The organism is Ectothiorhodospira sp. PHS-1, assembly GCF_000225005.1.
Taxonomy (GTDB): domain Bacteria; phylum Pseudomonadota; class Gammaproteobacteria; order Ectothiorhodospirales; family Ectothiorhodospiraceae; genus Ectothiorhodospira.
In genome coordinates this window covers 25,760-40,821 of the sequence record NZ_AGBG01000006.1, presented here as the reverse complement: position 1 = coordinate 40,821, position 15,062 = coordinate 25,760, and the positions used below count along the sequence as shown (strand labels likewise).

The window sequence follows — 15,062 nt, the reverse complement described above, 5'->3', positions numbered from 1 at the left end:
CGCACCTCGCCGGTTGCCTTGCCTTAGCGGGTTCTGACCCCCTGGTTGCCCTGGAATACCCAGGTGCGTGTGATCATCAGCTGGTCGTAGGCCCTGCGCATCTCGGCGGGGAAGGGGGCGTAGGGGCCGGCCAGTTCCACGATGCGGCGGGCGGCGTCATCCAGGACCCGTTCACCGGAACTGGCGCCGACCTCGATGCTCAGGACCCGGCCTTCCTGGTCGATGAGGACACTCAGCACCAGGGAGCCGTTGAGGCGCTGACGGCGGGCCTCGTCCGGGTAGTTGAGATTGCCGACCTGCTCCACCTTGCGTACCCAGGCATCCACATAGGCGGCCTCCACCGCCGACTTGGCGCTGAGGGCGTCCACATAGTGGGTGCGGGCACGCGGGGCCTGGTAGCGGTCCCGTTCGGTCAGTTCCGAGCTGAGCCGGGCCATCTCCAGGCTGCGTTCCATCAGCTCCCGCGCACTCAGGGGCTGTTCGGGCATGGGGGCTTGCGTGATCTGTTCGGGCTGCGGCGGGGCCTGGGGGGCGGGTGTCATGATCACCTCGGTTTGTTCCGAGGGTAGCGGATCGGGTGCGGACGCCTGCGTTTGCTCCTGGGCCAGGCCGTCGGTGGGCAGGGGGAGGGGCGCGGTGACCGGGCTACCGGGGCGGCCTTCGGGATCTTCCCTGCCGCTGGCCTGCTGATCCGCCTGGGCCAGCAGTTCCGCCGTATCCGGTGGTGTCTCCGACCGGGTCCGGACCAGGACCACATCCACGGCGGGGCTGTGGACCTGGGGCTGACCGGGGGAAAACTGGAACCCCAGACCGAAGATCAGGATGCCGTGGAGGGCGGCAGCCACGAACAGGGCCAGGCCCAGTCGGTCGGTGGCGGTGATGGGGGCGGCGTTGGCCGTCATGGCGTTCACGGGGATCGGGACACCTGCTGGTACATCATGGCGGCTATTGTACCGCTCACCAGGCCGAACACCAGGGAAAAGCTCAGCAGCACCGGCAGCAGCTTGAGCAGGGCCGGGTGGGGGATGAACAACCACCAGGCCAGCAGGAACTGCCCCGTCATGTGGGCCAGCGCCGCCAGCACGCACAGGCCCAGGGGGCTGAGCCGGGCGCCCGCCAGGCGATGGGCCAGGCCCAGCACGGCCAGGCTGCATCCGGCGCCGGCGGCACTGAGCAGGAAGGTGGGGCTGAGGAAAGTGCCGATCACCAGGCTGCCCGCCAGTACCCGCAGCAGGGTGACCCAGACCGCCATGCGCCAGCCGAACAGCATCAGCACCAGCACCGTGATGACGTTGGCCAGCCCCGGCTTGACGCCGGGCAGGGGGCTTGGAATCGCGGCCTCCAGGATGTACACGGCGATGGCCAGTGCGGCCAGCCAGGCAATGCGATGATCTTCCCGGGTGGTCGGCAGCTGCATCAATAATTCACGCTGTCGAACACCCACTCGTCTCCCAGTACCTCGATGATGACCCGGTTGGGCAGGCTCACGGCCATGTCGCCGGCCTGGCGCAGCCAGCCGGCCTGCTGGCAGATGCCCTGGGAGCCGGGGGAGGCGGCACAGCGGGCGGCGCCGTCCCGGATTTCCACCACGGTGATGCCGGCGGGTCCGGAGACTTCCAGCTGTCGGGGCTGATCCAGGGGCAGGCGGGCGATTTCCCGGTCGCCGGCCACCACCCGCACCTGGGTGGCGGGGGTGGCCGGCGTCCACAGCCAGGCATAACTGCCCGCCACCAGCAGGACGGCCATCAGGATCACGAAGGCATCGGCGCGGGTCATCATGGCAGCGGAGTGACGCGGATCTCCGGCGGCGTCCCTTCGAATTTCACCCGCTTCTCCATGGCTGGCGTCAGGTGGGCGATGCCGGCGTGATCGATCAGCATCACCTTGTCGACGCCCAGTTGCGCGGCGATCCGGGGCCAGTCCCCGGGGCCGGCAATGAACAGGGCGGTGCTGGCGACATCGGCCTCGGCGGCATTGTCATGGATGACGGTCACGGAATGGGTGCCGCGGGCCGGCTGTCCGCTGCGGGGGTCCAGAATGTGGTGGTAGCGCTCCCCCTCGTGGAGGTAGTAGCGCTCGTAATCTCCTGAAGTGAAGATCGCCTCGTCTCCCCGGGTCTCGATGGAGGCCAGTACGCCCTGTCCGTCCGGGGCGCGGACACCGATGCGCCAGGGGCGGTTACCCGGACGGCCGATGGCCCGCAGGTCGCCGCCGGCATTGAGAATGGCGTTTTCCACGCCCATCCCGCGCAAGTGTTCCATGGCCTGATGGATGCCGTAGCCCTTGGCGTAGGCGCCCAGGTCCAGCCGTACCGCCGGGTTGTAGCTGCGCATGCGGATGCCGTCGATCTCGATATCGGCCATGCTCGGCGCCTGCTCCAGGATGGCCTGGATCTGTTCCGGCGCCGGGGGTGGCCCCTGGGGTTCGTCCGTCTGGAAGCCCCAGAGGGCGAACAGGGCGCCCATGGCCGGATTGAACAGGCCATCACTGGCTGCATACAGGCGCTGGGCGTCCAGGATCAGGGGCAGGACGGAGGGGTTGGCGGAAAACGGCAGGCCGGTGGCCAGCAGTTCATTGGTCCGGCCCATGGGGCCGGGTTCCCAGGCATGCCAGGCCCGGTGCATGTACTCCAGGTCGGCCCGAACCGACTCAGCGGCCCGGGCAGCCAGATCCCGGTCCGATGTATAGATGTTCAGTTCCACCAGGGTGCCGAAGGCAATGAATCGGTCCCGATGGATCTCCGGACGCTCGCAGGCGCCGAGCAGCAGGATCAGGCCCAGGATCGCCAGTGCCCGGAGGCCGTGCATGCCGGCTGACAGTGCGTGACGAGGGCTCATGTACGGGCCCCCAGGTGGCCGGCGATGGCGTCCATCAGTTGGCCACCGATATCGAGTCCGAACTGGGCATCCAGTTCCCGGATGCAGGTGGGGCTGGTGACGTTGATCTCCGTGAGATGATCGCCGATCACGTCCAGACCCACGAACATCAGCCCCTTTTCCCTGAGGGTCGGCCCCACCTGGCTGCAGATCCAGCGGTCCCGCTCGGTCAGCGGCACCCCTTCGCCCCGGCCGCCGGCGGCCAGATTGGCACGCCCCTCGCCTTCCGCCGGGATGCGGGCCAGGGCATAGGGGACGGGCTCGCCGTCCACCAGCAGGATGCGCTTGTCGCCCTGGCGATATTCGGGCAGGAAACGCTGGGCCATGACGCTGCGACGCCCATGGTCGGTGACGGTTTCCAGGATCACCCCGATGTTGGTGTCGCCGGGGACCAGGCGGAATACCGATGCCCCACCCATGCCGTCCAGGGGCTTGACCACGATCTCGCCCTGCCGGGCCATGAAGTCGCGAATGCGGGCCGGGTTGCGGGTGACCAGGCTGGGGGGGCAGCACTGGGGAAACCAGGCGGTATAGAGCTTTTCGTTGGCATCCCTCAGGCTGGCGGGTCGGTTCACCACCAGGCAACCCTCGGCAGCCGCCAGTTCCAGCAGATAGGTGCTGTAGACATACTCCATGTCGAACGGGGGATCCTTGCGCATCAGCACCACGTCCAGTGTTGCCAGGGGATGTTCTTCGGGACTGCCCAGTTCGAACCAGCGGCGAGGGTCGTCCCTGACCGTCAGCGGGCGGGAGGCAGCATGGACCCGGCCATCGGTCAGCCACAGGTCCTGCTGCTCCATATAGTGCAGTTGCCAGCCCCTTGCCTGGGCGGCCAGCAGCATGGCCAGGGTGGAGTCCTTCTTGACCTGGATGGTCTGGATGGGGTCCATGACCACGCCCAGGCGGACCTGAGTGCCGTTCATCGGGCAACCTCGCACGATCTGGGGGAGAGTGGGTGCAATTCGTTCGACATGCGCACAAGATAAATGACTGGGCGGGATTTCTCATCACCTGGCGTCGTGATCCATGCCGGCAGTTTTGTTTGATACCCTTCAGACCATGGAGTAAATTCGAGACCCTGTCTGCAAACAATATGATGTATCGGGGGCGGTGTGAACGAATACACCCAGGATGACAATGCCGGCCAAGAGGATCTTTCCGGCCTCAAGGTTATGGTGATCGACGACAGCAAGACCATCCGTCGCACCGCCGAGACGCTGCTGAAGAAACACGGCTGCGAGGTGGTGACCGCCACGGATGGTTTCGAGGCCCTGGCCAAGATTGCCGAGCACAAACCGGACATCATTTTCGTGGATATCATGATGCCCCGTCTGGACGGCTATCAGACCTGCGCACTGATCAAGCATAACCGGGTATTTCGGCAGACGCCCGTCATCATGCTGTCGAGCAAGGACAGCATCTTCGACAAGGCCCGGGGCCGGATCGTGGGTTCGGAGCAGTACCTGACCAAACCCTTCACCCGGGATGATCTGCTGGGCGCCATTCGCCAGCACGTCCGGAAACAGTAACGGTTCATGCATGTACAAGCCCCGAGGGACGTGATCCGGGGCGGGATTTTCAATTCGGAGATGTTGTCATGACGCGCATCCTGGTGGTCGATGACTCCCCCACCGAACTTCATGTGATCAGCACCATGCTGACGAAGCATGGCTACACGGTGGTCACGGCCTCTTCCGGCGAGGAGGGCATGTCCCGCGCCCGGGAGATCAAGCCCGACCTGGTGCTGATGGATGTGGTCATGCCGGGCCTGAACGGATTCCAGGCCACCCGCCAGCTTTCCCAGGATCCGCTCACCGCCGATATTCCCATCGTCATGGTGACCACCAAGGATCAGGAAACCGACAAGGTCTGGGCCATGCGGCAAGGGGCCCGGGACTATATCGTCAAGCCGGTACGCGAGAAGGAATTGATCAAAAGCCTCAAGGAAATTCTGTCCTGAAGGGGGCGGCGTGATCACGAACGCGATGACGGACCCGTTCTCCTACCTGCTCGAAGTGGAGCGCAAGGGGCGTTCCCTGGGGGGGCAGTTTCCGATCCAGGACGAGCTGCGCGGTGCATGGAAAGGCGTCATGTTCCAGCTGCATGGCCGGTTGTTGCTGGCGCCCATGGATCAGGTGACGGAAATCGTGACCCCGCCTGCCTGTACCCGCGTGCCGGGCGTCAAGCACTGGGCACTGGGTATCGCCAACATGCGCGGCAATCTGCTGCCCGTGATGGATCTGCACGGTTTCCTGTTCGGCGAGAATCTGGCCGGCGAGACGCGCCGCCGCCGTCTGTTGGTGATGAGCCATCAGGGCGTATATGCCGGTCTGATGGTGGAGGCGGTGCTGGGAATGAAGCATTACTGGAAACAGGAGCGCACGGAGGATCTGCCGCCGATGGACGAGCCGTTCAGGCCTTATCTGGTAGGGGCATGCCGGCGAGGTGCCGAGCATCTGGCCGTGTTCAGTCCCTGGAAACTGGTGGATGATCCGGATTTCATGAACATCTCCGCGTGAGTCGCGGACACATGCAGGTGTTGAGCCGTCTTCCGCGGTGCAATTGGGTCGAGGAATCAATCTGATGAAATCGTCTTCAAGTGACGCGACAGGCCGGCTGGGAATCAGCCGGGGGATGCTGTTGCTTGCCGGCCTGCTGGTCGTCCTGATGCTGCTGACCGTGATGGCTTTCGTGCTGCATACGGGGCAGGTGGGCAACAGCCGCGAGCATGCCGCCCTGGCCTCCGAACAACGACTGATGTCTCAGCGACTGGCGGCGTTGTCGCGGGATGCGGTGACGGGCCAGCCGGCGGTGTTTGTGGAACTGCGCCGGCTGCGGGATCGACTGGATCTGGGCTTGACCTACTTGCGCGAGGGAGATTCCGGACGGGGATTGCCACCGGCGCCGGAGGCCGTGGCCGATGCGCTGCAGAACACCGAATCTGCCTGGGGCATCCATCGGCGCCATGTCAACGTCCTGGTGGATAATGAAACCGTCATTGCCGCCGTCACCACCCATGCCGCCGCCCTGGCGCAGGGACTGCCCCGGTTGCAGCTCCGCGCCGATGCCCTGGCCGACCGTCTGGTGGAGTCGGGGAGCGATGCACGACTGGTCCATCTGGCTTCGCGGCAGGCGATCCTGACCCAGCGCATGGAGCGGGATCTAACCCGTATCCTGGCCGGTGGTGACGATCTGGCCGCGGCTGCCGGCCACCTGGAGCGCAGTGCCGCCGATTTCCAGACCGGACTTGGCCGGCTTCAGGCCGGGGCCGGTCTACCGGCCGACGCGCAGGATCTGAGACAGGAGATTGCTACTATCTTCAGTGGCCTGCGTCCCGACGTGGAGGCCCTGCTGGCTCAGACGGCCCGATTGGCTCAGGTGGCCGAAGCCTCCCGGCGCATCCAGGAGCAGTCACCCGTCCTGCTCAATGCCGTTGCGGCATTGCAGCAGGATCTGGACCAACGGGCCAGAAGCGGCAGTCTCTGGATGTATGCCGGCTATCTGTTCGCCCTGGCTACCGTGCTGGTGCTGGCCCTGTTGGCCTACCTGTTCTACCAGGACGCCCAGCGCCGCTTGGCGGTGACCACGGAGCAGAACCGGCGTAACCAGCGAGCCATTCTGCGTCTTCTGGACGAGATGACCAACCTGGCGGAAGGGGATCTGACGGTCCACGCCACGGTCACCGAAGACATCACCGGTGCCATTGCCGACTCGGTCAACTATGCCATCGACGCCCTGCGCAGTCTGGTGACCACAGTCAACCAGACCGCCATGCAGGTCTCCGGCTCCGCCGTCAAGACCCAGGCCACCGCGCTGCGTCTGGCGGATGCCTCCAATCTCCAGGCCCGCGAGATCGCCTCTGCCTCCGGCGCCATTACCGACATGGCCGACTCCATCGAGCAGGTTTCCCGCTCCGCGGAATCCTCCGCCGACGTGGCGAAGAAGTCCGTGGCCATTGCCTCCAAGGGCGCCCTGACGGTGCGCAAGACCATCGATGGCATGGACACCATCCGTGAGCAGATTCAGGAGACCTCCAAGCGCATCAAGCGGCTGGGTGAGTCCTCCCAGGAGATCGGAGATATCGTGAGTCTGATCACCGACATCGCCGACCAGACCAATATCCTGGCCCTCAATGCCGCCATCCAGGCCTCTTCCGCCGGCGAGGCGGGACGCGGCTTTGCGGTGGTGGCGGACGAGGTTCAGCGGCTTGCCGAGCGTTCCTCCAATGCCTCCAGGCAGATCGAGGCCCTGGTCAAGGCCATTCAGGCCGATACCAACGAGGCGGTCATTTCCATGGAACATTCCACCGCCAACGTCGTCAGCGGCGCCAAGCTGGCCTTTGATGCCGGCGATGCCCTGGCTGAAATTGAAGGGGTGTCCCATCAGCTGGCGGAACTGATCGCCACCATTTCCAAGGCCGCCCGTCAGCAGGCCGAAGCGGCCCAGAACATCTCCAATACCATGACGGTCATCCAGGAAATCACCATGCAGACCTCCGACGGCACCAACGAGACGGCGGTCTCCATCGGCAATCTGGCCAATCTGGCCTCGGAATTGCGCAAGTCGGTCTCCGGTTTCAAGCTGCCGCAGTCCGAACAGCTGGAAACGGTGGTGCTTGAGCCGACGGATACCGCCGCCTCCGGCAAGTCCTGAACTTGAGGTCTGGATCGGCATAGGCCCGCAAAATGATGATCACGGGCACAGGGTGGACCATGACAGTAGACAGCCAACAACTCACCGCACTGCGCTGGGTCAAGAAGGAACTGGATGCCCTGTTGACGGAAGCACGGGCTGCCCTTGAGACCTTCAGCGATGATGCCGGGCGGACGGACAGCCTGGAAGAGGCCTGCAGGTTGCTGGATCAGGTGGAAGGCACCCTGCGGATGCTGGATCTCCACGGTGCCGCCATGCTGGCACGGGAGATGTCCGCGTTGGTCGGGGCACTGCTCGCCGGCGAGGTGACCGGGCGGGAAGAGGCCCTGGAAACCGTGAGCAGGGCCATGCTCCAGCTGCCGGATTACCTGGAACACCTGCGGACCGGCCACCGGGATGTGCCGCTGGTCCTGCTGCCCTTGCTCAATGACCTGCGCACCGTCCGCAAGGCATCGCTGCTGAGCGAAACCGTCTTCTTCTTCCCTGACCTGGCCTCGATCAGCGCCAGGCCGCTGGAAGAACCGCTCCTGCCGACCGAGCAAGGGGTGGATATCCAGACCCTGGCCCGCGTCTATCGGCATCAGTATCAACTCGGCCTGGTCAGCCTGCTCAGGGGGGCGCAGATCGAGGCGGGGGCGCAGCGTATCGACAAGGCCGTGGCCGGGCTGCGCCGCTGTGCCCGGCGGGCCGAGGTGCAACGTTTCTTCTGGGTGGTGGGGGCGATCAGCGAGGCGCTCCGCTCCGGTGGGCTGGAGCCCGGCGCCGCCGTCAAGCAACTGCTCGGGCAGGTGGATCGCCAGATACGTTTCCTGATCGAGAACGATGAATCCACCATGGCGGCGGGGATTCCCGACGATCTGCTGCGCAATCTGCTCTATTACGTGGGGCGGGCGACCTCCCGCGGCCCTCTGGTCACTGCCGTGCGAGAGGCATATCGTCTCGGCGAACTGCTGCCCGATGAGGCGGAACTGCGTGCCGCCCAGGAAGGACTCAGCGCACCCAATCGGGAACTCATGCTGACCGTATCCCAGGCCATTCGTGAAGATCTGGCGGACGTCAAGGACAACCTGGACGTGTTCATGCACACCGGCGGCCGACAGCGGGAGGCGCTGCTGCCCCTGGTGGGCAAACTGCGCAGCATGGCCGACACCCTGGCCATGGTGGGCATGGTGGAGCCCCGCGAGATTGCATTGCGTGAGGCGGACATTCTTGAAGCCATCATGAACGGTGACACCGCTCCGGAGGAGGCGGTCCTGATGCAGGCCGCCGCCGACATGATCAATATGGAAGCAGCGATTCGTTCCGCGGCGGAAGGCCGGGGAGACGAGGGTGGCGAGGACGGGCTGCCCGGCACGCTCGGGGCCCTGTCGCCGACGGAGTCACGCGCCCTCATGCACTCCCTCATGGGAGAGGCGCTGGCCGATCTTGCCCGGGTCAAGGATGCCATCAACACCTTTGTGCATGACCCGGGAAATACCGCCGTGATGGGCGAGGTGCCCCGCACCCTGGATGGATTGTCGGGCGTTCTAGCCTGGTTGAATCTGACGGATGAAGTGACCCTCTTGCAGGGACTGCGGGACATGATCCAGGCCCGCTGCATCGATGACCCGCGGCCGCTGCAGTCGGATGAGGAAACTCCGCTGGCCGATGTGCTGACCGCCCTCGAATGCGCCCTGGAGGCACGTACGAGCGGCCATGGCAATGCCGATGACCTGCTGGCCCGTGGCCATGCCGCGCTGGCAAGGCTTGGCGGGGCCGCGGATGCGGTTGAAGCGTCGCCGTTCCCGGATGCCCTCCCCCTGGATGACCTGCCCGAACTTGAGCCCTTGCCTGAGTTGTCCGACGACATTCAGTGGGAGCCGTTGCCCGGACTCGAGCCGTCAGCGGACCACGACGAAGACGTGTCGGATCACACCCTGCGGCTGGAGTTGCCGGAGGATGACCTGGAAGATGACCGTACACTGGTGATTCCGCAGCGGGTTCCGGAGTTTGAAGACCTGGAGCCGCCTCCGGAGACGGCGCCGGTCGTGCCGGCAATGGAGGATGACGACGATGGGGTCGGTGGCGGCCTCGGCGCGCTGGTCGAAGACCTGGACCCGGACATCCTGGAGGTGTTCCTGGAAGAGGCCGACGAGGAAGTGGCCCGAATTGGTGAGCAGTTGCCGCGCTGGTGTGCATATCCGGAGGATCAGGCTGCCCTGGTCACGCTCCGTCGATCCTTCCATACCCTCAAGGGCAGTGGCCGTTTGGTCGGTGCGCAGTTGCTGGGTGAATTTGTCTGGGCCAACGAAAATCTGCTCAATCATTTGATCGATGGTCAGGTCGCGCCGGGGCCGGAGGTGCTGGCCGCCATGGAAGCTTCCAGCGGGATGCTGCCCCATCTGGTGGCCCAGATCCGGGGTGAGCCCTGTTCCGTCGCCGATGCCCGATCCCTGATAGGGCGGTTGCAGGCCCTGGTGGAACGGCAGCCGGTCGATATACCCCCCGCGGTGGAGGCGCCGGAGCAGTCTGAACCCGTGCCACGCATGGATCCAGTGCTGCTGTCCATTTTCGGCGCGGAAACCCGCCAGCACCTGCGAACCCTGGAGGCCCTGCTGGATGAGATTCCGTCGCCGGTTGCAGGTCTTCCCATCCAGTCCGAGCTGCTGAGGGCGATGCATACCCTCAACGGAAGTGCCCGCACCGCCGAGGTGCCCGAGATCTCCGCGGTCTGCGGCGCCTGTGAACGTTATCTGAATCTGCGCGCGGAAGCGGAGTCGTCGGTGCCCCCGGAAGCCTTGCCGGACTTGCGTGCCCTGACGGTGCATGTGCATGGGGTTCTGGATGCCCTGGAGCGGGGGGATGCCTCCCTGCCCACGGCGGAGGCGCTGGAAGCCCGGTTCCGACAGCTTCACGAGCAGGAGCAGGCCCGTCAGGATGCCCCGCGCCAGGCATGGGATCTCGAGGCTGCCGAGCCGGCCGATGACGCGCCGCCGGAAGCTCCCGTGGATCTGGACATCCTTGATTCCGAACCCGAACCCGAGCCGGATTTGGTCACGGACGAGCCGGATCCGGAGCTGGTGGCACTGTTCCTGGAGGAGGCGGTGGACATTCTCCATGCCGCCGATGCCTCGCTGGAACTCTGGTCCGAGTCTCTAGGCAATCCGGAGCCCGTACAGGCCTTTCAGCGCCAGCTCCATACCCTCAAGGGCGGTGCCCGAATGGCGGGCATGGTCCCCATCGGCGATCTGAGCCATGCCCTGGAAAGCCTCATGATCGCCCTGACCGAGGGGGAACGGGCACCGGAAGCCTCCATGATCGAGGTGGCGCGACAGGCCCTGGATCAACTCAACACCATGGTGGAACAGGCCCGGCAGGGCGAGACGGTGGTCCCCGTACCCCGGCTGGTGGCGCGTCTGCATGCCTTGATCGAGGGAGGCGAGGCTGTCTCCATCGCCGAGCCGTCCCCGCCACCGGCAGCGGAACCCGAGGCGGACACGGAGATTCGCCGCCGACCGATCCTGGAGCGTGCCGCCGAGCCGGTGATTCCCCTGCGCGTGGAAGCCGAGCCGCCCCGTCCCACCCCTGAGCCGGCCCGTACCGGCGCCGCCGGGCAGGATGTGGTGCGTGTCCGTGCCGACGTGCTGGACAGCCTGGTGAACTACGCCGGCGAGGTGAACATCTACCATGCCCGCATGGAGCAGCAGATCACCAGTTTCGGCTTCAACCTGGGTGAGCTGGAACAGACCATCCAGCGCCTGCGCGAGCAGTTGCGCAAGCTGGAAATGGAAACCGAGGCCCAGATCCTGTTCCGTCATGAACAGGAGCAGGGAGAGGCCCGGTGGCAGGAGGACTTCGATCCCCTGGAGCTGGATCGCTATTCCAATATCCAGCAGCTGTCCCGGGCCCTGGCGGAAAGCGTCAGCGACCTGTCCAGCATCCAGGGTCTGCTGGCAGATCAGGTGAAGGATACGGAAACCCTGTTGCTGCAGCAGACCCGGGTGTCCACCGACCTTCAGGAAGGACTCATGCACACCCGTATGGTGCAGTTCGCCACCATCGTGCCTCGGTTGCGCCGGATCGTCCGGCAGACTGCCTCGGAACTGGGCAAGCGGGTGGAACTGGAAGTCGAGGGCGAGGGCAGTGAGCTGGATCGCTCGGTACTGGAACGCATGCTGGCCCCCATGGAGCACATGCTCCGCAATGCCATCTCCCACGGCATCGAGGCGCCTGACCGGCGCCGTGCCCAGGGCAAGGACGAGAGCGGGCAGGTGCGCCTGCACATGCGGCGTGAAGGTTCGGAGGTCGTGCTGGAGGTCGCCGATGATGGGGCGGGCGTGGACCTGGAGGCCGTGCGGGCCAAGGTGACGCGGCTGGGCCTGTCCAGTGATCCGTCTCTGCTCACCGAGCAGGACCTGATGCAGTTCATCCTGGAATCCGGGTTCTCCACGGCCAGTCAGGTGAGCCAGATCTCCGGTCGTGGTGTCGGCATGGATGTGGTCAACAGCGAGATCAAGCAGCTCGACGGCGTACTGTCCATCGATAGTACCCGAGGCAGGGGGACCCGCTTCACCATCCGCCTGCCCTTCACCCTGGCCATCAGCCAGGCCCTGCTGGTGCAGACCGGTGACGAGATCTTTGCCGTTCCCCTTTCCAGCATCGAGGGCATCCTGCGCATGCAGGGACGTGACCTGGCGGCGTTCCATGCCGCCGACGATCCCGTCTACGAGTATGCGGGCAACACTTATGAGGTGAAGCATCTGGGTGCCCTGCTCAAGGTATCCCGTCCCCTGATACCGTCCCCGGACGCCATGTGTCCGGTGTTGCTGGTGCGTTCGGGCGATCATCGCATCGCGCTGCATGTGGATGCCCTGATGGGCAGTCGCGAAGTGGTGATCAAGCCGGTGGGGCCTCAGGTTTCCAGGGTGAAGGGGATCGCCGGCGCGACCATCCTGGGGGATGGTCGCGTGGTGATGATTCTGGATGTGCCGGCTCTGGTGCGTGCGGGGGCCGGTGTCCGCCTGGCCTATCACGACGCGCAACCCGACACGGCGAGCGAGCGCCGGCGTGGCGTCGTCATGGTGGTGGATGACTCCATTACCATCCGCAAGGTTACCGCCCGCGCCCTGGAACGCCAGGGCTACCATGTGCTGACCGCCAGGGACGGGGTGGATGCGTTGGCTCAGTTGCAGGAACAGGTGCCGGATCTGATGTTGCTGGACATTGAGATGCCGCGCATGGATGGCTTTGAACTGGCCACCCACATCCGTAATGATGCCCGTCTACGCCGCCTGCCCATCATCATGATCACCTCCCGGACCGGCGACAAACACCGGCAACGGGCCATGGAGATCGGTGTCAACCGCTATTTGGGCAAGCCCTATCAGGAGATGGACCTGCTGACGCAGATTCGGGAAGTGCTCGATGAGCATCAAGGTAGCGGGGGGGCGGCATGAGCGAGTTCATCAGCGACAGTGTCCATGCCTTCATCATTTCCCTCCAGGAGCAGAACCTGCTCCTGCCCCAGTCCGCCGTGGTCGAGGTGGTGACCCAGCAGGTGGTGCGGGAAGTGGCGAGCGCGCCGGACTGGTTGCGGGGCGTGTTTGAATGGCGTCAGTCCCAGGTGCCTATCGTCTCCCTGGACACCCTGTTGGGTGTGCCCAGGGAGCGTCAGACCCGCATCAACCGTTTTGTGGTCATGCACGGGATCGAGCGCTTGCCCGGGTTGGAGTACTACGCCCTGCAGGTGCGAGGCATTCCCCATCCGGTGACCCTGAACCCGGCCGACATCCAGAATCTGCCCCGGCGGGAGGATGACCCGGCGGCGGTGGCGGCCCGGGTCAGGGCCAGCGGGGTACTGTGCATGATCCCCGCCTTCGAGGGCATCGAGCACATGCTTCAGGATGTATTGAGCCGGCTCTGAAGCAATCAGTCTCCCAGGTCGCCCCAAAGGGCCTGAATCACCGCCAGGGCCGCCACGCCGGCGGTTTCGGTGCGCAGGATTCGCGGTCCCAGCCGGACCGGCGTCATGCCTTCATGGATGGCCTGGCCGATCTCGTTTTCCTCCAGCCCTCCTTCGGGGCCGATCAGCAGGTGGATCGATGCCGGTCGGTCCCTGATGCCGGTGAGGCCGTGGGTGGCCCTCGGGTCCAGCACTAGCCCCAGTGCCTGTTCCTCCGCCCCCGGGCCGCTTCGGTACGCCCCCAGCCAGCGCGTCAGGGGCATGGGCGGCAACAGTTCGGGAATATCGTTGCGTCCACACTGTTCACAGGCGCTGATGACCACTCCCCGCCAATGGGTCATGCGCTTGTCCAGGCGTCGCTCGTCGTCGCCGCCCACGGTGCGGCGGGTGATCACTGGCTGGATCCGGGACACCCCAAGTTCCGTGGCCTTCTGCAGGCCGTAATCCATGCGATCCCCCTTGGCGATGCCCTGGGCCAGGGTGACCGGGAGGGCCGGCCGGGTATCCCGGGGGACGCGGGCCTCGATGCGCGCCGCCGAGGCCCGTCGTTCGGCCTGGATCAGCGTGGCCGTGTATTCAGCGCCGTCGCCGTTGAAGAGGATCAGCGGGGCACCGGTGCGCAGGCGCAGGACCTGCACCACATGGCGGTGGACCCGTTCGTCCAGGGCGACTTCCCGGCCGACGGCCAGGGGGTGATCCAGATAGCAGCGAGGGACTCTCATTCCGGTTGCGGGGTCAGGCCCAGGTTCTTCCAGATGGCCGAGACGGGGCCGGCCTGGTTCATGGTGTAGAAATGCAGACCCGGCGAGCCTTCGTGCAGGAGCTGATCGCACATGCGGCTGACCACCTCTTCACCGAAGGCCCGGATGGCGTCCAGGTCATCCCCGTAGGCTTCCAGGCGCTTGCGGATCCAGCGGGGGATCTCGGCGCCGCAGGCGTCGGAGAAGCGGGCCAGCTGTTTGTAGTTGGTGATGGGCATGATGCCCGGCACGATGGGGATGTTGATGCCCATACGCTCGCAGTCGTCGACGAAGCGGAAATAGGCATCCGCCGAATAGAAATACTGGGTGATGGCCGAGTCGGCACCGGCCTCCACCTTGCGCTTGAAGTTCTCCAGGTCCTTGAAGGCGCTGGGGGCCTGAGGATGGAACTCGGGGTAGGCGGCGACTTCCAGGGTGAAGTGATCGCCGGTCTCGCGACGGATGAATTCCACCAGTTCGTTGGCGTAGCGAAACTCGCCGGGTTCACGCATGCCGGAGGGCAGATCCCCGCGCAGGGCGACGATATGGCGCAGCCCATTGTCCATGTAGGTCTTGAGGATGGATCGCATCTGTTCCGCCGTGGAGTCGATGCAGGACAGGTGGGGGGCGGCGGCGATGCCCGAATGTGTGTGGATATCCAGCACCGTCTCCAGGGTACGGGCCTGGGTGGAGCCACCGGCGCCGTAGGTGACGGAGAAAAAGCGCGGTTCCAGTCTGGCCAGCCGGCTCCAGGTCTTGCGCAGTTTTTCCACACCCTCTTCGTTCTTGGGTGGGAAGAACTCGAAGCTGAAGGTGCGTTCGTGTCGAAGTTGGGATTTCATAGAACCTCCG

General features: G+C 65.2%; 13 protein-coding genes. 6 read left to right on the top strand and 7 right to left on the bottom strand.

The genetic code is table 11. The features are described from left to right. Positions 1-23: 23 nt before the first annotated feature. From ECTPHS_RS03870 to gshB, 5 genes are read right to left on the bottom strand one after another with little or no spacing between them, the layout of a single operon-like run. A complete protein-coding gene (locus ECTPHS_RS03870) occupies positions 24-902 on the bottom strand; it encodes an energy transducer TonB (RefSeq protein ID WP_040405064.1) in 879 nt (292 codons plus the stop codon). Between the two features lie 5 nt (positions 903-907). Then, positions 908-1,417 carry a Gx transporter family protein gene (locus ECTPHS_RS03865; RefSeq protein ID WP_008931376.1) on the bottom strand — a complete coding sequence of 170 codons (510 nt, stop codon included), beginning with the start codon at positions 1,415-1,417 and terminating at the stop codon, positions 908-910. Next, positions 1,417-1,779 carry a NusG domain II-containing protein gene (locus ECTPHS_RS03860; protein ID WP_008931375.1) on the bottom strand — a complete coding sequence of 121 codons (363 nt, stop codon included), beginning with the start codon at positions 1,777-1,779 and terminating at the stop codon, positions 1,417-1,419. Before ECTPHS_RS03860 ends, ECTPHS_RS03865 begins: the two co-directional genes overlap by 1 nt. Continuing rightward, positions 1,776-2,837, bottom strand: coding sequence for an FAD:protein FMN transferase (locus tag ECTPHS_RS03855; RefSeq protein ID WP_246828306.1), 1,062 nt, complete (start codon positions 2,835-2,837; stop codon positions 1,776-1,778). Before ECTPHS_RS03855 ends, ECTPHS_RS03860 begins: the two co-directional genes overlap by 4 nt. Further along, positions 2,834-3,799: a glutathione synthase gene (gene gshB / locus ECTPHS_RS03850; protein WP_008931373.1), complete on the bottom strand. Its 966-nt coding sequence runs from the start codon at positions 3,797-3,799 to the stop codon at positions 2,834-2,836. The genes ECTPHS_RS03855 and gshB overlap by 4 nt, the downstream gene beginning before the upstream one ends. A 249-nt stretch (positions 3,800-4,048) precedes the next feature. On the opposite strand from gshB, the gene ECTPHS_RS03845 reads away from it, so the two are divergent. The 6 genes from ECTPHS_RS03845 (at position 4,049) to ECTPHS_RS03820 (ending at position 13,431) form a co-directional block, all read left to right on the top strand. Continuing rightward, positions 4,049-4,405 carry a response regulator gene (locus ECTPHS_RS03845; protein ID WP_050814207.1) on the top strand — a complete coding sequence of 119 codons (357 nt, stop codon included), beginning with the start codon at positions 4,049-4,051 and terminating at the stop codon, positions 4,403-4,405. A gap of 68 nt (positions 4,406-4,473) precedes the next feature. Then, positions 4,474-4,836 carry a PleD family two-component system response regulator gene (locus ECTPHS_RS03840; RefSeq protein ID WP_008931371.1) on the top strand — a complete coding sequence of 121 codons (363 nt, stop codon included), beginning with the start codon at positions 4,474-4,476 and terminating at the stop codon, positions 4,834-4,836. Positions 4,837-4,846: 10 nt separating this feature from the next. Beyond that, a complete protein-coding gene (locus ECTPHS_RS03835) occupies positions 4,847-5,395 on the top strand; it encodes a chemotaxis protein CheW (RefSeq protein ID WP_246828305.1) in 549 nt (182 codons plus the stop codon). A 64-nt stretch (positions 5,396-5,459) separates the two neighbouring features. Further along, complete coding sequence (locus ECTPHS_RS03830) at positions 5,460-7,529, top strand: methyl-accepting chemotaxis protein (protein WP_040405061.1); 2,070 nt, start codon at positions 5,460-5,462, stop codon at positions 7,527-7,529. Positions 7,530-7,588: 59 nt separating this feature from the next. Next, a complete protein-coding gene (locus ECTPHS_RS03825) occupies positions 7,589-12,964 on the top strand; it encodes an Hpt domain-containing protein (RefSeq protein ID WP_040405093.1) in 5,376 nt (1,791 codons plus the stop codon). Continuing rightward, complete coding sequence (locus tag ECTPHS_RS03820; protein WP_008931367.1) at positions 12,961-13,431, top strand: chemotaxis protein CheW; 471 nt, start codon at positions 12,961-12,963, stop codon at positions 13,429-13,431. Before ECTPHS_RS03825 ends, ECTPHS_RS03820 begins: the two co-directional genes overlap by 4 nt. Positions 13,432-13,436: 5 nt before the next feature. Here ECTPHS_RS03820 and ECTPHS_RS03815 read toward each other — a convergent pair whose 3' ends face one another. Continuing rightward, positions 13,437-14,192: a 16S rRNA (uracil(1498)-N(3))-methyltransferase gene (locus tag ECTPHS_RS03815; RefSeq protein WP_008931366.1), complete on the bottom strand. Its 756-nt coding sequence runs from the start codon at positions 14,190-14,192 to the stop codon at positions 13,437-13,439. Further along, complete coding sequence (gene metF / locus ECTPHS_RS03810) at positions 14,189-15,052, bottom strand: methylenetetrahydrofolate reductase [NAD(P)H] (RefSeq protein ID WP_008931365.1); 864 nt, start codon at positions 15,050-15,052, stop codon at positions 14,189-14,191. Before metF ends, ECTPHS_RS03815 begins: the two co-directional genes overlap by 4 nt. Positions 15,053-15,062: the final 10 nt, after the last annotated feature.